The organism is Nesterenkonia sp. NBAIMH1 (assembly GCF_007922635.1).
GTDB lineage: Bacteria > Actinomycetota > Actinomycetes > Actinomycetales > Micrococcaceae > Nesterenkonia > Nesterenkonia pannonica.
This window is the reverse complement of record NZ_CP042335.1, coordinates 1,893,297-1,910,106: the sequence shown is the minus strand read 5'-3', so window position 1 is coordinate 1,910,106 and position 16,810 is coordinate 1,893,297. Positions and strand designations below refer to the sequence as shown.

The 16,810-nt window shown below is 64.7% G+C and carries 17 protein-coding genes and 1 tRNA gene; 3 read left to right on the top strand and 15 right to left on the bottom strand.

What is annotated here, in order from left to right:
* Positions 1–8: 8 nt before the first annotated feature.
* From FS388_RS09115 to FS388_RS09105, 3 genes are all read right to left on the bottom strand, one after another.
* Positions 9–1,067, bottom strand: coding sequence for an ABC transporter ATP-binding protein (locus tag FS388_RS09115; protein WP_146341131.1), 1,059 nt, complete (start codon positions 1,065–1,067; stop codon positions 9–11).
* Positions 1,064–2,593, bottom strand: a complete 1,530-nt coding sequence (locus FS388_RS09110; protein ID WP_246836166.1) for an iron ABC transporter permease — start codon at positions 2,591–2,593, stop codon at positions 1,064–1,066. Before FS388_RS09110 ends, FS388_RS09115 begins: the two co-directional genes overlap by 4 nt.
* A 111-nt stretch (positions 2,594–2,704) precedes the next feature.
* A complete protein-coding gene (locus FS388_RS09105; RefSeq protein ID WP_146341130.1) occupies positions 2,705–3,754 on the bottom strand; it encodes an iron ABC transporter substrate-binding protein in 1,050 nt (349 codons plus the stop codon).
* Between the two features lie 263 nt (positions 3,755–4,017).
* Here FS388_RS09105 and FS388_RS09100 point away from each other — a divergent pair, with 263 nt between their 5' ends.
* Positions 4,018–5,253: an ATP-grasp fold amidoligase family protein gene (locus tag FS388_RS09100; RefSeq protein ID WP_168198670.1), complete on the top strand. Its 1,236-nt coding sequence runs from the start codon at positions 4,018–4,020 to the stop codon at positions 5,251–5,253.
* A gap of 22 nt (positions 5,254–5,275) precedes the next feature.
* On the opposite strand, the gene FS388_RS09095 is transcribed toward FS388_RS09100, so the two are convergent.
* The 4 genes from FS388_RS09095 to FS388_RS13140 all read right to left on the bottom strand — a co-directional run bounded on the left by FS388_RS09095 (position 5,276) and on the right by FS388_RS13140 (position 9,095).
* Entirely contained in the window at positions 5,276–6,811 is a 1,536-nt protein-coding gene (locus tag FS388_RS09095) for an MDR family MFS transporter (RefSeq protein WP_146341128.1), read from the bottom strand.
* Positions 6,808–7,425 (bottom strand): TetR/AcrR family transcriptional regulator, encoded by a 618-nt coding sequence (locus FS388_RS09090; RefSeq protein ID WP_146341127.1) that lies wholly within the window; start codon positions 7,423–7,425, stop codon positions 6,808–6,810. The genes FS388_RS09095 and FS388_RS09090 overlap by 4 nt, the downstream gene beginning before the upstream one ends.
* 493 nt (positions 7,426–7,918) lie before the next feature.
* Complete coding sequence (locus FS388_RS09085) at positions 7,919–8,170, bottom strand: hypothetical protein (protein ID WP_146341126.1); 252 nt, start codon at positions 8,168–8,170, stop codon at positions 7,919–7,921.
* Positions 8,163–9,095 carry a ParB/RepB/Spo0J family partition protein gene (locus FS388_RS13140; RefSeq protein ID WP_210410174.1) on the bottom strand — a complete coding sequence of 311 codons (933 nt, stop codon included), beginning with the start codon at positions 9,093–9,095 and terminating at the stop codon, positions 8,163–8,165. The genes FS388_RS09085 and FS388_RS13140 overlap by 8 nt, the downstream gene beginning before the upstream one ends.
* A gap of 327 nt (positions 9,096–9,422) precedes the next feature.
* Between FS388_RS13140 and FS388_RS09070 the strand changes: the two genes are divergently transcribed.
* On the top strand, positions 9,423–10,100 hold the full coding sequence (locus FS388_RS09070) for a hypothetical protein (RefSeq protein ID WP_210410173.1): 678 nt from the start codon (positions 9,423–9,425) through the stop codon (positions 10,098–10,100).
* 141 nt (positions 10,101–10,241) lie between these two features.
* Here the strand turns inward: FS388_RS09070 and FS388_RS13465 are convergent, their stop codons facing one another.
* The 8 genes from FS388_RS13465 to FS388_RS09030 form a co-directional block, all read right to left on the bottom strand.
* Complete coding sequence (locus FS388_RS13465; RefSeq protein WP_371708776.1) at positions 10,242–10,430, bottom strand: HNH endonuclease; 189 nt, start codon at positions 10,428–10,430, stop codon at positions 10,242–10,244.
* 489 nt (positions 10,431–10,919) lie between these two features.
* Positions 10,920–11,633, bottom strand: a complete 714-nt coding sequence (locus FS388_RS09060) for a DUF3800 domain-containing protein (RefSeq protein ID WP_146341124.1) — start codon at positions 11,631–11,633, stop codon at positions 10,920–10,922.
* Positions 11,634–11,736: 103 nt separating this feature from the next.
* On the bottom strand, positions 11,737–12,600 hold the full coding sequence (locus tag FS388_RS09055; RefSeq protein WP_146341123.1) for a hypothetical protein: 864 nt from the start codon (positions 12,598–12,600) through the stop codon (positions 11,737–11,739).
* 22 nt (positions 12,601–12,622) lie between these two features.
* Positions 12,623–13,339: a hypothetical protein gene (locus FS388_RS09050; protein WP_146341122.1), complete on the bottom strand. Its 717-nt coding sequence runs from the start codon at positions 13,337–13,339 to the stop codon at positions 12,623–12,625.
* Complete coding sequence (locus tag FS388_RS09045) at positions 13,336–13,521, bottom strand: RusA family crossover junction endodeoxyribonuclease (protein ID WP_146341121.1); 186 nt, start codon at positions 13,519–13,521, stop codon at positions 13,336–13,338. The genes FS388_RS09050 and FS388_RS09045 overlap by 4 nt, the downstream gene beginning before the upstream one ends.
* A gap of 541 nt (positions 13,522–14,062) precedes the next feature.
* A tRNA-Ile gene (locus FS388_RS09040) sits at positions 14,063–14,136 on the bottom strand.
* A gap of 78 nt (positions 14,137–14,214) precedes the next feature.
* A complete protein-coding gene (locus FS388_RS09035) occupies positions 14,215–14,628 on the bottom strand; it encodes a 6-carboxytetrahydropterin synthase (protein ID WP_246836165.1) in 414 nt (137 codons plus the stop codon).
* Positions 14,629–14,638: 10 nt separating this feature from the next.
* The gene (locus tag FS388_RS09030; RefSeq protein ID WP_146341120.1) at positions 14,639–15,622 is read right to left on the bottom strand and encodes a zinc-binding alcohol dehydrogenase; all 984 of its coding nucleotides are present in this window, start codon (positions 15,620–15,622) and stop codon (positions 14,639–14,641) included.
* Positions 15,623–15,680: 58 nt separating this feature from the next.
* Here FS388_RS09030 and FS388_RS09025 point away from each other — a divergent pair, with 58 nt between their 5' ends.
* The gene (locus FS388_RS09025) at positions 15,681–16,778 is read left to right on the top strand and encodes a glycosyltransferase family 1 protein (protein WP_146341119.1); all 1,098 of its coding nucleotides are present in this window, start codon (positions 15,681–15,683) and stop codon (positions 16,776–16,778) included.
* Positions 16,779–16,810 lie beyond the last annotated feature (32 nt).

The window sequence follows — 16,810 nt, the reverse complement described above, 5'->3', positions numbered from 1 at the left end:
CTGCCCTGTCATTGGGCCGAGGCGACCGCGTAGGCCATCCCCGGGCCTTCAACGTCCAGCCCGATCGTCTCGCCCGGCGCCGGCGGCGGCGTATTCAGCTGCCGCACTCGCAGCACCTCGTCCTGTCCATGAACACGCACCGTCACGGTGGTGTCATGTCCGAAGTAGTCCGAGTCGAGCACCACGCCCAGCACACCTCGGCCTGCAGGAGCCAGGGTGAGCTGCTCCGGCCGGAGCATGACTCGCGCCGGACCCGCTGCGGCGGGAAAGCGCAGCGGAATCTCACCGAGGACGCACGAGGCCCAACCATCCGAGATGACTGCGTCCAGCACGACCGCCTCACCGAGGAACTGCGCGGTCTCCAGATCCGAGGGAGAGGCGTATACGTCCTGGGGCGCCCCCGCCTGCCGGATGCGGCCCTCGGTGAGGACGGCCACCTGATCGGCGAAGGAGAGAGCCTCGTCCTGATCGTGGGTGACGAGCAGAGCCGTGGTCCCCGTGGCGCGCAGCACCTTCTGCACCGCCTTGCGGGTGCGCTCACGCAGCCCGGCATCCAACGCGGAGAACGGCTCATCCAGCAGGATCACCTGGGGTGCGCGGGCAAGCGCTCGGGCCAGGGCCACACGTTGGCGCTGTCCACCGGACAGCTCATCGGGCCTCCGCTCGCCGTAGCTCTGCGGCAGGCTGACCAGGTCGAGGAGCTCCCCCACTTTGGCGCGCCGCTGGCTCCTGCTGAGGGCAGAGGAATCGAGGCCGAACGCGACATTGCGCTCGACGCTCATATGCGGGAACAGTGCGCCGTCCTGCGACACCAGCCCGATCGGGCGGCGGTGAACGGGCTGCTTGGTGATCGCCGACCCGTCCAGCAGAATCTCGCCGCTGGAGGGCTGGAGGAAGCCCGCGATGCTGCGCAGCAGCGTCGTCTTCCCCGACCCCGAGGGGCCCACGACCGCCGTGGTGGTGCGGGCCGGCAGACTCAGGGCAACATCCGTCAGCACCTCATGACCGGCCAGGCTGACATTCAGCGACGTCACGTCGAGAGTTCGTCCTACGGCACTGACGCTCATCGGACCTCCTTGAGCAGTTTGGAAATGATGATCCCGGTCGGAATCGCGGCGAGCAGAATGAGCAGCACCGCAAAGGGCGCGGCGGCGGCGAAGGATTCATTCCCTGTGTAGGTCCACAGCCGTGTTGCCAGGGTGTCGAAGCCGGTGGGCCGCAGCATCAGCGTTGCGGGCAGCTCCTTGATCACGGTCAGCATCACCATGAGAGCGCCGGCTCCGATGCCCGGCGCCATCATCGGCAGCGTCACCCGCAGGTACGCGAGCCCGGATGAGGAGCCCAGGGACTGGGCGGCCTCCTCGAGCTCCGGCGGGGAGTTCAGCGCTGAGGCGAGCGCCGGGCCCATCGCCAGAGGGAGCATCAGCGAGCAGTAGGCCACGATCAGCATGGGGATCGTCTGATACAGCGCGGGGACCGCCGAGATGCCCAGCATGACCATGGACAGCCCAACCACCACGCCGGGCAGTGAGTGCGCGAAGTATGCCGCCCGCTCCAGACCGCGCGCGATCAGCGAGGGACGACGGGCGAGGTAGAGAGCCAGCGGGACGGCAAGCACTGTGGTGGCCGCAGCGGCCAGGGCCGCCACCCACAGAGAGCCGACGAAGGCGCTGCCCACTTCCTCCAGGGACCCGGGAGTCGAGACGCCTCGGTAGGACCAGTAGGACACCGCGGCCACGGGGACGCCGAGGCAGCCGAGCACCGTCACCCACGCAGCGCCAGAGGCGGGCGCGCCCCATCGTCCGAGCTCGAGGCGGATAGGAGTCGTCGCTCCTCCCGATCCCAGGGCGGCGTAGCGGGTGGAGCGGCGGCGGATGCGCCCCTCGATCACCAGCACCAGGGCGGTGAGCACCAGCAGGATGGAGGAGAGCGCGATCCCTCCGAGCCGGTCGAAGCCCATGGAGAAGCTGGTGAAGATGGCGCGGGTGAAGGTATCGACCCGAAGGATCGCCGGCGCCCCGAAATCGGCGATGACGTAGATGGCGCAGAGGAGGCTGCCGGCTGTGATCGCAGGGGTCACCTGTCTCATGGTGACGGAGAAGAGCGTCTGCGCCGGTCCCCTGCCGAGCGACCGGGCCGCCTCCTCCTGGGCTGGGTCGACGCTCATCAGGGCTGCCACGGCGGGAAGGTAGACGTAGGGGTAGGTCACCGATGTCATGACCACCACCGCTGCCGCCAGTCCTTCGAAGCTGGTTCCCGGGCTGACCAGGCCGTTCATGGCCTGCCACCCGAACGCCGCCACATAGCTCGGGACGGCGAGCGGAAGAGCCGCGAACACTGCGAGGGTTCGCCGGAAGGGTATGGACGTGCGGGTCACCAGCACGGCGAGCGCCACACCGATGATGGCGCAGCAGGCGGTGACGGCTCCGGTCAGTGTCAGGGATGTGAGAGTGAGCCGTGCGGTGCGAGCGCTGAAGACGGTTCCGAAGAACTCCTCGGCAGGGTACTCCGTGGCACGTATGCCCAAGTAGAGCAGCGGGACCAGGACGACGACTGCGCAGAGGACCGACAGAGGGGGCAGCCAGCTGGGCACGCGACCCAGTTCTGCTCCTGATCTGCCTCGGCGCCGGGCACGCTGAAGGAGGCCACCGGGCTCCTGGGCCCGGGTGGCCTCCTGTGCAGCGTCGGCAACGGCTGAGATGGGCTAGCCCACCAGCCCCGCGTCAGTGATCATTTCCACGGTGGTGTCCAAGTCTTCCAGCTGGTTCAGGTCGATGTCGGGAACGTCGAGCTCGTCCAGCGGCGGAAGGCCGTCGGGTGCTTCGAACCCATCGATGAGTGCGTACTCAGAGGTCTCCTCGACGAAGTACCCCTGGCCCTCCTCACTGAGGAAGTACTCCAGCATCTCTACGCTGCTCTCGTTCTCCCCGTCGAAGACACCGGCGCCGGCAACGTTCATCAGTGAACCGATGTCACCGTCGCCGAAGAGGTGATTGGCAGCAGGCAGCTCCTCGGGCTCGACGCCGCGCTCGGCTGCCTGCGCGTAGAGGTAGTAGTGGTTGACCAGGCCCATCTCCAGGGTGCCGTCGAGCACGTCCGAGACGATCGGGCCGTTGCGCTCCCGGTACTGGGGGTCGTTGTCTGCGAGATCTTCGAGCCACTGCTGGGCAGTCTCTTCACCCTCAGTCACACGCAGGGCGGTGACGAAGGACTGGAAGGAGGCGTTGGTCGGGGCGACGCCGACCCGGCCTTCGTACTCGGGACCGGTCAGCTCCGCGACGGTGTCGGGCAGGTCAGCCTCGTCGACCTCGTCGGTGTTGTAGATCAGTGTCCGGAGCCTGCCGGAGAGCCCGACCCATTGGTCGCTGTCGTCCCGGAATGTCTCGGGAACCTCGTTGAGCAGCTCCTCAGGCAGCTCGTCGAAGAGTCCATCCTGAGCAACGGCGCCCAGAGCGCCGGCGTCCTGGGCCAAGAAGACGTCGGCGGGCGAGTTCTCCCCCTCTTCGATGATCTGAGCAGCAAGTTCGGCTGTGTCGCCGTAGCGGACGTCGACATCGATGCCGGTCTCTTCGGCGAAGTCGTCCACGAGGGGCTGGATGAGGACTTCGTCGCGGCCCGAGTAGAGGACCAGAGCTTCCTGGTCCTCGGCGCCCTCGGCACTGTCGGCGCCCTCGTCGTTGTCGGCGCACGCACTGGCGCTCAGAGCCAGGACGAGCATGGCCGACAGGCCTGCGCGGTGTCGCTGATGGAGCATGGTTGAGATTTCCTTTCACAGGAGCGAGCAGCGGCGGTGCTTGGGTGCCACACCCGCACAGGGGGCCTCGATCACCCTCTAAGCCCCGTCGGGATGAATAGAACACTACCATGTGAGCTAATGAGTGAAGTACACCGTAGCCTCACCCAAGCCCCGTTCCCAGCGTCAGCCCTGCGCCGCAGAAGCGTCTGAGAACGGAGGGCTCTGCGGTCTCCCGTGACATGATGGCCGAGGTCGACGGCACGAAGAGAACTGGGAGCCAGATGCAATTCGACAAGACTCCGGAGAACTCTCCGTACCTCCGCTTCCTTGCCCGTGAGTTCGGCAGGCGAGGCACGGATCTGCGCCGCGAGCTGTCGAACAAGACGCAGGTGCACGGAAGGCTGGAGAAGCTGAAGCTCAACGGGGCCGGCCTCGGTCTCCCCCAGCAGCACCACTTCCTCAAGAATGCGGAAGACATCACGCCGGAGGTGCTCGGCGACAAAGCCGCCCTGAAGTTCGCCCACGGATGGTCCGCCCGGGGCGTCATGCTCCTGGAGCGCACAGGCCCGGAGAGCTACTTCGACCATCTGTCGCTTCGCGAGATGACGGTCGAGGAGATCCGCGAAGCCCAGAAGAACGCGGCCGCCAGCTTTCGGCGCAAGAAGACCACCTGGATCGTCGAGGAGCTCCTCGCGGGCCCCCAGCCCGGCACGCTGCCGTTCGACTACAAGTTCTATATGTTCCAGGGCCAGATCGGGATGGTCTCTCAGATCGACCGAAACTCAGGGCCCATTAGGAATGCCTTCTTCGACGGGAACTTCCGCCCGCTGACCAACGAACGAGACTTCAGGCTCTCCCCCTCGAAGGTGCAGCCGGCAGCGCCTCTGGTCCCTCGGTCGGCTGCGATGCTCTCGCGCTGGGCGATCGAGCTCTCCAAGCTGACGGATGCTCCATTCGTCAGGGTCGACCTCTACGACACCTTTGCGGGGCCCCATTTCGGCGAGTTCACCTTCTCCTCGGGAGCCGAGTTCAAGGGGACCATCAGGTTCAGCAATGCGCTGATCGAGACATTCGACGACCTGTTCCTCGATGCGGAGAGGCGTCTGAGCGGTGAGCACGTCGCGCGTCCCGACAATTGGAGCACTCTCATCGAGTCCGCGGATGAGGCAGCCCTGACTCAGCAGCCGATGGTGGGGGCGCAGGAGTACGAGCGGCTCGCCCATTATCTCTACAACTTCGGTGAGCTGGGCGGCTTCAGGCTCGCAGAGGCACAGACCCAGTTGGCCGAGGAGGGCGCTGATCCTGCGATCAATGAACGTCTCGCCCGGGCGCACAGCGCGGCCGCCCATTGGGTCCGAGCGAATCGCGGCCCAGCCAAGGCCCCGGAGCCTGCGACGTTCGGCGGCGCGCTCCGCCAAGCCCGCAAGGACCATCCCCCGCTCGACCGGCTCGTCCGCACAGCGCGCAGGCCCGTGCGCCTGCTGAGACGCGCCGCAGCGAAGGCCAGCAGCCGCTGAGGCGGACCCCGCAGGGGCAGCCTCACCGCTCGAGAGTGGTCGACAGCGGCTTCTCCTGGATGAACAGCAGCAGCACAGCCGAAATCAGAACCAGCGGCGCCACCCACAGAAACAGCGGCACCAGGGCGTCGTTGTAGGCCTCGACCACGATCGAGTGCACCGGAGCAGACAGTTGGCGCACCAGTTCCGGAGTCAGCGAGTCCGCACGTGTGCCCTCGAGCCCTCCGGCGGGCAGCCGCTCATCCAGCATGGTCGACAGGCGAGCTGCGAACAGCGCCCCGATCACGCCCGAGCCCAACGTCGCGCCGACCTGCCGGAAGTAGTTCTGACCGGCCGTCGCGGTGCCCACCAGACGTGCCGCGAAGGAATCCTGAGCGACGAGAGTGAGCAGCTGCATATTGAAGCCCAGCCCCAGTCCCAGGACCCCCAGGTACAGGCACTCCAGAATGACGTGCGAGCTCGCCTCGAGCGTTGACAGCAGGACCAGTCCGGCCGCGGTGATGAGACTGCCGACCACCATGACCGCCTTGTATCGACCGGTGACGCTGACACGTCGTCCCACCAGCACCGAGGACACCAGCAGCATGCCCATCATCGGCACCATCAGCAGTCCCGCCTGAGCCGGGCTGTAGCCGGTGACCATCTGCAGATATGTGGGCATGTACGCCAGCGCTCCGAACATGGCAGCACCGGTGATCATTCCGGCGATCATCGTGATGACGAAATTCCGGCTGCGGAAGAGCAGCAGCGGCATAATCGGCTCCCTCACCCTTCGCTCCACCAGAACGAAGAGCAGTCCAGTCACCACCGCAGCGGCTCCGAGTCCGAGGATCAGAGGCGAATCCCAGGCATATTCGGTGCCGCCCCACGTGGCCAGCAGCACGATGCAGGTTGTGACCGTGCCCAGCAGCGCCATGCCCCAGAAGTCGATGCGTCCGGACTGCGGCCTCGAGGTGGGGGGCAGCTTCAGCAGCACAGCAACGGCCACCAGTGACAGCAGGCCGAGCGGCACATTCATCCACATCGTCCATCGCCAGCCCGGCCCGTCGGTGAGCCAGCCGCCGAGCAGCGGCCCTGCCACCGAGGAGAAGGCGAAGACTCCGCCCATCACGCCCATGTAGCGTCCGCGCTCGCGGGCGGGAACGACATCGGCGATCGTGGCCTGCGAGAGGATCATGAGACCTCCGCCGCCCAATCCCTGAACAACTCGCGCCGCGATCAGCTGATTCATGTCCTGGGCCGCGCCGCCCCCTGCGGAGCCAAGGACGAAGAGCAGAATGGCGGCCAGAAAGAGGGGCTTGCGCCCGAACATGTCCCCGAGCTTGCCGTAGACGGGCATCGTAATGGTGGAGGCCAGGATGAAGGCCGTCATCACCCAGGCCATGTGCTCCACACCCTGCAGGTCGCCGACGATGGTCGGCAGCGCCGTGGCGAGAACCGTCTGGCTCAAAGCGGCCAGCAGCATGGTCAGGATCAGCGCGGAGAAGATGAGCCTCAGCCGGGTGCCTTCACCGTCGGCCGTGTCGGTCGAAGCGGCCTGTTCGGAAGGAGATGTCATCGCGTCTCGTCGACCACCTTTCGGAACAGCGCAATGGAGTCCTCCAGGCAGGTTTCAAGAGGCTGGGCCTCGTCCTCGTGGTGCCGGGAGAACGCGTGCTTGGTGATGGCGCCTGAGAGCATCAGCAGCGTCTGCAGGGTGCCGCTGTCCCCGGCAGTGGGAGCCAAGTGGTCGCCGCTGCCGGGACCTGAACGCTCACGCAACACGTTCCCGACGGCCTGCTCCACCTCCGTCAGCAGCTGACCGATGCGGCTGCGCAGCCCGGGGTGGTGCTTGAGGATCTCGCGACGCCGAAGAGACTGCTCCTCCGGAAGCGAGGTTCGCAGCACGGCGACCAGCAGTCGGACCACGCGGGTCAGATCGTCGGCATGGGAGTTCACAAAGGTCTCGACGGTCTCATCGGGCACGGTGGGGAGCCGGGAGCCGAGGATCGCATCCTCTTTGGTGGGGAAGTAGTTGAACAGCGTCCTTCGAGAGACGCCGGCACGGGCAGCGATGGCATCCGCTGTGGCAGCGGCGAGCCCCTCGCGGCGCGCCAGATCATAGGCGACCTCGTGAATGGCATTCCAGGTGTCGCGCTGATTCCGCTCTCGCTGACTCAAGTCATTTTGCACGAGTGCATTTTATGCACTCGTCACTAAATTGCACAAGTGCACTGTTTTCCAGGCACACTGCGCCGTACGTAGCCAGCGTCCTTGGCTGCACCCAAAGCTCCGGTCGCAGCGGCTACCCCGCCAGCGCACCTTGGGAGTGCCGCAGGTAACTCCATCGTTCGGGTCAAGGGGCAGCTTGCCCCAGCTCGCAGCGCACGGCCGGCTGGTCATACGCGGACGGGTGGGGCACTACCTCCACACGCTGCTGCCAGCCCGGCGCCTCCCAGTCCAGGTAGTCGTGGGAGCCCTACCCGCGCCCGCGGCCAGTACCGGCAGGTCTTTCCCGCCGGCAGCCTCCAGCCATCGCGCAGCCGGCAGTGTCCACCCCCTCAGCAACGGCGCGGAAGCTGGCCTTCATCGTGGACAGTCGGGCCGGCTTGTGCTGCAGCACATCGGCGTCAGCACGCCGAGCCGACGCACTCTCGGGAGGATCTTCCCCGAAGCCGATGTGAACTCAGCAGGGCATACCCAACGCATGGGTTACCAGCGCAGCGCGCTCGATCTGGGCGCTGTTGCGCGACCCCGCGGTCACGATGCCGACGCCCTGCTCAGCCTCCACCACGGAGAACATGGCGCGGGACTTTGCGCCGCTGACACCGCCCCGGCTCCACGCATCCTCCCGCTTCACCAGCACACCGCCGTGCTCTTCCACGGGGGCGAGCTCGGGGGCGAGGCCCTCGGCGGGCGCAGCGGGCTGGTCAGCCATACCAGGCGCAGCGGCCAGCATCACCGGAGCGGCCCATTCGCCAGCCCGGCCTGGTCCTCATGCGCAGCCACCTGCTCGCCGCGCAGCTCCACGCCGGTGTACTCCCTGCCCAGCCGGGCAGCCACCAGCCCACGGACGCTGTCGCCGGCCCACGGTCCAGCACCCGGCCGTAGGGCGGGCAGAACCACCGGTACATGAGTTCAGTCAGTACCGGGTCGAAGATGCTGGTGCCCCAATCGGCAGCTGCCACCAGCTCACCGGAGCACTCGTCCAGCACCTCACGGTCAGACAGCCGACGGCCAGCCCGCATATCCGCAGCGTTCCGCACCTCATACCAGTTCGTGTACTTCGTCTGCGGGGATCCGTAGACCATATCCGCGGTCCGGCCCACCTCGGAGTGAATGCCCACGTCTTTCCACGCGGCCTTACGCGCCGCCCACGCCCCACCACGGGCGTGGAGAACGCTGAACGGGGGAACGCCGAAGCGCTCCACGAGGCTGCTGTTCTCCGCCGCTTCCTCGGCGCCGTCCGCCATGTCGTTGAGGTCGTCGTCGGTGAACCCCGTGCCGGCCAGGTCCGGCAGCTCTTCGAGCAGCTCCTGCAGCGCCGCGTCGTCATACCCGGCCAAGTCATTGCTCTGGTTATGGACCAGCACGATGCGGGCGGCCTCGTCATCGTCTACGTCCACGAACGTGGCGGCCATCTGGTCCCAGCCCATCTCGCGGGCAGCCTTCAGCGTGTGGTTTCCCGCGAGAACTTCATTAGTTCCTGCGCGAACCACGATCGGCTTGTACTGCCCGTTGTGCTTAAGGCTCTCGACGATCACTGGCACGTCACCTCGGCGCGGATTCCGGCCGTAGTGGACCAGTCCGTCGGTCGGGACCGCGAGCTTCTCGATCGGGCGATGAATGATGGGGACCGTCATCGTCAGTATGCAACTTTCTAATCGGCTGTAATTGAGGCCTAATCGACAGGTAATCGCGGAATGTGGCTATCCATCACCATGTACGGGCTGGCAAGTAAGCTTCTATCAAGCGGATTGCCACCGTTCGTATATGTCTGAGGAGTGACCGCTGTGCAACCACACGATTTCTTTCTCGAGGAAGAGATAACCGATGCGTTTGGATGGCCCGTAAGAACCGAAACAACTCTTCGTGAGGACTTTCTTAGACAAGTCCGTCAACGCCCGTCTAGTGACCATGCAGATTTAGAGGTCGCGGTTGGTCTGAATCGTCTGGTTCATGGTGAATGGATGAAGGCCGGAACCGGTGGAGGGATGCAACTGTCAGAGGATCAGATCGAGTTATCTCAGAAGACACTGAAGTCGGTGCTTCAACGTCTGGGTATAGTTCTCGATCTTCCTTGGAGGAATTACTCCGATTTCAAGACTTACTGGGTTCAGAAGGGTTGCCATGGAAGCTGGCAAGCACGACGAGAGCTACTGAGCCAGTACTTCGACCCGGTTTTCAGGGAATTGGACCGACTCGAAGAGACTCGGGACTCGGGCAATTTAGCGGAGGCGGTGTCGCCACTCGAGACTTTTGGCTGGCCAATGGTTGACGAGGAGATGCGAGCCTTACGGTCGCATTTCCGGCGCGCGAAAGACGCCGCCGACTACATGGACGTCGGAAATAGGAGCGTGGCCCTGCTGGAAGCGCTTAGTCGGACCCTCTACTCAGAAGAAAAACACCGACGCCCAGATGAACCTGTTCCATCGGTGGATAAGACTGAAGCGCGAATCGGCCGTTACGTCGAGGATTCTCTCGCGGGCAAGGACCACGTCGAAATCCGCGGAGTCGTGAAGAAGGTATCCGTCCTAGCCCACAAGGTGAAGCATCGGCCAGAGGCTACTAGGCGTGACGCGGGGATAGCGGCAGACAGCGCACTCCTGCTCGCGAATATTCTCAGACGAGTGGACCAGGATCTTTGATATACCAGTCTTGCGCTGCGCCACCCTAAGGGGGGTTTCAGATTCTGCGATGTTGTGCGCGTTTCTACCGCGGCGCGGCTCATCGGCTCAGCTCCAGCGATTTGGACTCCCCTACCCCTCTGCAGGTGGGAGGGGGTGGGGCTATTGGCGCCGGGCGGCGCGTGCTTCCAGCGTCTTTACTCTGTGGCAGTCGTCGCAGAATATTTGCAGGTTTCCTGGATCGGTGAGCGCTCCGTCGTCGGCGATTTCAATGATGTGATCGGCTTGGAGGTTCTGTGTTGAGCTGCAGCGTCGACCGCTTGGCTCACGTTCTAGTTGCTGGTCTCTTATCTGCTGGCGCTGGTGTCGGGTCAGCTGCTCGCTGTTCCGGCTGGGGTTTTCCCAGGGCTTGCGTTGGTGGTCGTTGCAGCGGCCGGCGCTGGTGGCTCGGGCTCCGCAGTGGCACCGGGTGGGGTGCGCATGGCATGGGGTGGGCCCTGCTCGGGGTGGGGGCCCCCACGGGCGCCTGGTGGGGTGCGGGCGTTGGCATAGGAAAGGCCCCTGCCTGCTGGTGCGCTGGCGGGGCCTTGATCGCTAGGGGGGGGTACTTTCGTATCGGGTGGGGGGCTGTTTTTGGGTGTCGTGTACTTGCCCATAGATTGACTTATCCACAGGCCTGGGGCCAGCTGTGCGCCCCGCGCGGTGCCCTGAATACTGGCACCTGTGCGTATTTCGCGCGGGACGGTTCGGTGCTACATTGGGAATGCGGGACAGTTGACCACTTGGTCAGCTTTCTGCAATGCCGGAGCCTCACCCTATTGGGTGAGGCTTTCCGTGCATCTAGGGCCAAACCCGGTGATTACCCCTGTCCCCTGACATCGCGGGCCGGATCGCCTTCCAGAACTTGGCCCTCCATTTCGCCGCGTCCTCGTTGCGCTCTTCCATCGTCATCCTTCGGTTGTAGAGCCAGGTCACCAGGTCTGCGGCCTGGAGCCCCAGCTCATATTTGGAGTCTTCGAAAAGAATGTCTGGCATCAGGCAGTCCAGCGTCGTGGACTTCCACCCGAACGTTCCCTCCCGCTGGTACCGGGCGAAGTTGCTGCGGCTCTGTTCAGCTGTGTGGTGGTCATCGGCGTGGACCTGCACTCGCTCGTGGGGTTTCGAGCACGACTGAATCTTTTCCAGCAGGTAGTTGAGAGCGACTTCCCGAGCTGGGAAGTGCGTCTTATACGGCCGCGCACGATGCTCATTGATGTCGATTCCCTCGATGTAGATCCTCACTTTGGACCGTTCGATAGCCACGAGCGCATCGAGCATAATCGCCCATCGCAACCTGGGCATCAATCCTTGCCAAGGCTTCTCGGATGCACTTATCAGGTCGCTGCCGTGCAGCTCGTCGGTGTACTTGAGCTGCGGGATACCCTTCGCGTGCTTCCTCATGACGGCCTTGAGCGCCTCGCCCATATCGAAGATCTGTTCTCTATATCCTATGACGGCACCGAGGAAGTAGTAGTCCTCGTCGCGTTCGGATTCATCGATGTAAGCGTGGAGCATTCCTCAATGGTTCCAGATGTGGCACCCGTCAGAGTGTGAACACACCATGCGCGACATGACGTACATGTGAACAGCTAGCGGTGGGCGTCGTCGCGATCCTCCGCTAAGGCGATTGAGAGTCGTCTGCTCTCTCGAAGTGCTCCATGGTGAACCATCCCACTAATGTCGTAGCCATGAGGACCGCTGCCTGGGCCGATTGCTCGCTGATCTCTGCGTGACCGACCTGACCAGGGTGTCGGTCAGTCTGGGCGTTAATGAAGAGATCGAGCATGTCATGCACCACCTGGACCCCCGATCGGTGCGGGCTGTCTGCCATTGCAAATGACCACTTGCCTTTACCCTCCCGAATCTCCTTGGCACAGCTGGCGAGATTAGCCTTACCGTTTCGGGGGGCGACTAGCTCTCTCGCGACGGACTCAACAGCTTTTATCGCCGCCTGGTACGCATTGCTTGGATCTGGCGAGGCCATGAATGCGTAATCCCAGGCTTCCTTGAGGTACCGGCTAGACCGCTGATCGTGATTGACGACAGACTCGGCTATGTCGGTAATACCTTCGGGCAGGCGCCGAACAAGGGAATAGCGTTCGCTTCTCACGCCGACTCTCCACCCTGAACCGCCTTGCACCAGAATCGAATCTATTTCTTCTACGTGGTCCCTGGTGGCACTGTCAGTCTGTGACAGTAGGTAGGAGACGAGGTCGATGAGATCGTTCTCCGGCAGGACACTTATGGCGTTTTGGACAGATTCGGCGCTTCGGGTGAGGTTCGGGTCACTAAACACAACACGGCGACATGCGTTATTGAAGTGCATGAGCCAATGCACATCGAGCTCTCGGTGGTTCCGCCAGAAGCTAAAGCACCACATAGCGATCAGAGGACGAGCTGCGTGGGAGATTCCAAGCGAAAGTTTGTGGAACTCCTCAGCTTGATGTTCATCCAGCGATGGCGGCACCCAGAGTTCTGTCATTCCCCTATTCTGCCCGACGTCCCTATTTATAGTCCGAATTCACCCCGTCGATCCTTTTGGCTAGCCACTCCCATTCGTGGAAGGGCCAGCAGGGCATGCCCCGGTGCCAGGTGCCACAGTCTGCTGCGCTGGGCTCGCACTGTTGGGACTCGCAGCGCACTACGACCTCGGGCCGGTCATCCGGTCCTATGGTGCGGATCTTTAGGTGCTCGCCCCTGCACCATGGGCATTCCGTTTTCCGTCGCTGTCCTTCGGTTACTTCGGTGAGGTGGCGGGCGGTGGCTGCCTTCATCTGCTGCAGCGTCGCAGCAGTGGCCTCGAGCGTCTCGGGGTGGCCCGCTGCGTCCAACTCGACAGCTGTGTTGCTTATGTAGCGCAGCAGCTCACGGGTGGGCATGCTGGGGTCACGGGCTAGGAGCACCCGCCAGCGGTCGTGCTGCAGCGACTTGGCTATCCGGCGGGCCACCTTATGGGCTGTCTGCTGCTGCCCTTCCAGATCGTCCAGCACGTCTAGGTGTACCGGTGCAGGCGCTGGGGGAAGCACCCCGGTGCTGCCGGGCTGCCGGTCTCTGCGGTCGGCGCGCGCCTCAGCGTCCTGCTCGGCCCGCTGCTCCACTGTCGGGTCGGGCTGTTTCCATGGCCGTGGGGTGCCCTTGTAGCGCAACTCGGCCATGGGCTCGTGGGCTTCCAGCAGCCACCGGGCGACGGCCTGTATGGGTTGCAGGGTGATGGTGTTCACTGGTCGTCGTCCTCCATGGCCTCTAGGTCTTGCAGGGTCACTACCGCACCGGCGGGCCGTCCGTCCGCGTACGCCTTCCAGGTGCTGCCGCCCACAATGCGGCTGTCGTCGTGGACCACTCCGGCGTTGGTCAGGGCGTCTAGGGTGGCCCGCTCTAGCTTGTCTTTGTCGGGCTTGGTCACGTGGTGGGTGGGGCACTATCTTTCAGCAGGTGGGCATGGCGGCCGGTCCGGTAGTGCCCCTTCGGCCGGTCTATGTAGAACTCGATGTTTGCGGCTACTGCCCCGGCGGGGGCCACCCACCCGGCCTGCTCGGCGGTCTCCATCGCCGCGGCGCGGATATCTTCGCGCTAGGTCCTTGGGCGACTTTGCCGGTGTACTTACCTTCGGCCTTTATCGCTATCCCCATCTTGCTCCCCTGGGGCGCGGGCTTGCCCGTGATGTGGATTTCTAGATCAGTAGGGCGGCTCATTGTCTGCTCCCGGTGATGGTGGTGGGGTGTATCGAAGTCATGGGGCAGGCGCTCTGGTACCCGCCTTCACAATCCGATCCCGACCCGACACCCTCGGCGTCCTCCGACACGGTGGTGGAGCTGGATGCCTTCCGCCGTCGCCGCGCAGGCTAGATAGAAAACTGCCGTCAGAATTGCCGTCGGACAGCAAAAAGGCCCCCAATGGAATCATCCAATGGGGGCCTTCCCGCATCATGGCAGGGATGCAATCTGTAGGGAGTGCGGGACTTGAACCCGCGACCAAAGGATTATGAGTCCTCTGCTCTAACCAACTGAGCTAACTCCCCGTGCCCCCACGTGGGGGCCGTTCCATCCTAACTGAGGGGCGGTCCGCCCGGAGGCGTCCGTCTCTCGCCGAGAGGGAGCTATGCCGAGAGTTCGAGGCGCACGCTGGCCCTCGCAGTGGGGTTCTCCTCGGCCTCGATCGTGAGCGCCCGCAGGCCGTGGCCCTCCCGGAGGCGCTCTGCCAGCTGCAGGGCGACGTAGTGCACGATGACCTCAGTGGTGGAGAACTTCTCCGCAAAGTCGGGGTGCTCGTCCAGGTTCTGGTACCGCAGGGGCTCCAGAACCTGCCCCAGCAGCTGTGACGCTTCGCCGATGTCCATGACGACGCCGTGCTCATCCAGTCCCTGACGCTCGAAGCTGGCGTGAATGGTCAGCGTGGCGCCGTGGAGCCGCTGTGCCGGCCCGAAGAAGTCGTGCTGCAGGGAGTGCGCGATCATCAGGTGATCATCCACCTGCAGGGAGAATATGGGGGCGGCGGTGCCGGTATCAGTCATGCGGGGCTCCTCAGCGGTTTGAGCGTCTGTGTCTGGGGTGGTCAACAACATGAAGAATCGTCTCAGACTCATCGAGCAGCGACCCCATGCGCTGCGGCAGCTCATGCAGAGCCGTGTGCCCGGTGATGAGACGGTCGAACCGGTCATCATCCAGCAGGGTCAGCGCCGCACCCAGCCTCTCTCGACGAGTCCGACGCAGGCGCTTCGGCGCTGCCACTTCGCCCACCTGCACTCCGACGATGCTCAGCCGACGCGCGTGGAAATCGGCTCCCAATGGAACCTCAGGCGAGCGGGTGCCGTACCAAGAGAGTTCGATGACGGACCCGTCGTCGCCGGCGATCCGAAGCGCAGTCTCCAGACCGGCGGCCGCGGCAGACGTGTGGACTGTGACGTCGTGGTCGCCCGGCGCGTCCTCGGGAGAGACGGCATTCAGGCCCAGCTGGCGGCACAGGTGACGCCGCTCCTCCTGGGGCTCCACCATCAGCACCTCGGCGCCCGCCCGCTGGGCGAGCAGTCCGGCGCACAGGCCGACCAGGCCGGCCCCGACGACCGCAGCACGGTCCGTCAGCGTGAGCTGCGCCTCCCACACGGCGTTCAGGGCCACCTCGGCGATGCCCGCCAGGAGAGCCCGTTCGGTCGGCATCTCCTGCGGGACGACGTGGCAGTCCTCGGCGTCCATGAGGACGTGCTGGCGATGCCCGGACAGGGTGAATACCCTCTGCCCCATGAGGCGGTCAGGCCCTTCGAGGACGACACCCACGTTGAGGTACCCGTGGGAGACCGGAAAGGGCAGCTCCCCGAGCTGGTTGGGAGCCCGCATGAGATGGGCGATCTCAGAGGGCACCTGTCCTCGAGCGACCAGCCCCTCGGTGCCTCGTGAGATCCCGGAGACCAACGTCTCGATCAGCACCTGCCCCTCACCCGGTGTCGGCGCATCGGCCTCACGGATCTCGGAGGCTCCTGGGCCGGTGGTCCAATACTGCAGGCTGCGCATCAGGCAGAAGCCTGCCAGCTCAGACCGTATGGAACCTGAATGCGGCATGATGGCGGGCATGCGACTCTTCGTGGACTGCCGGTATGTGCGCACCCGGGTGCACGACGGGATCTCCCGCTACACCGCCTCCCTGGTTCAGGCGCTGACCTCACCGCAGCTCTCCGGCAGAGCAGACGTCACCATGCTGATCAGCGACCCCGCGCAGCTGGACATGCTCCCAGACCTGCCGCACCTAAGGATCAGCTCGCCCACCTCGCCCCTGGAGCCGTTCGTTCCGCGACAGATCAGCCCGCACTCCCCCGATGTCGTCTTCTCCCCCATGCAGACCATGGGCAGCGCCGGACGCACCTACCCGCTGATCCTCACGCTGCACGACCTCATCTACTACCAGCACAGCGCGCCCCCTCAGAACCTGCCTGCGCCCATCCGGCTCGGGTGGCGCCTCTACCACCTGAGCTACGCGCCCCAACGGTGGACGCTGAACCGTGCCGACGCCGTGGCCACCGTCTCCGACACCACCGCACAGCTCATCGCGGAGCACCGGCTGACCCGGCGCCCGGTGCACCTGGTGCCCAACGCGCCCCAGCCTGTGGCGCAGCCGCGGGACCCTGAGGCCGCCCCGCAGCGGGAACTCATCTACATGGGCTCGTTCATGGCGTACAAGAACGTCGAAGCCATCATCGACGGCCTGAATATGCTGCCCGAGCACCGCCTCCATCTCTGCTCCCCCATCGACCCCGCACGTCGGCAGGAGCTGATGGGAGCTGCGCACCGCCCCAGCCAGCTGGTCTTCCACAACGGCATATCTGAGGAGGACTACAGCAGGCTGCTGAGCTCCGCAGCGGCCCTCGTAACGCTCTCCCAGGCGGAGGGATACGGGCTGCCTGTCATCGAGGCGATGAGCCACGGCACCCCCGTCATCGTCTCCGACCTGCCCATCTTCCGCGAAGTCGTCGGTGAGGCAGCAGACACCCCCGCGGCGCAGGTCGCCGCGACTCCTGAGGATCTTGCCTTCGCCGTACGCCGGCTCGAGGACCCTGCGGTCTTCGAGGCTGCCAGCCGCAGCGCCTTCGAACGGTCGCGCGCCTACTCGTGGACGGACTCCGCGGAACGGCTTCTTGCTGCAGCAGAATCCGTACGAGGCGCCTACGCCTGAGTCTCAGAGCCCCTGGCGGCAGCCTCCCGGTG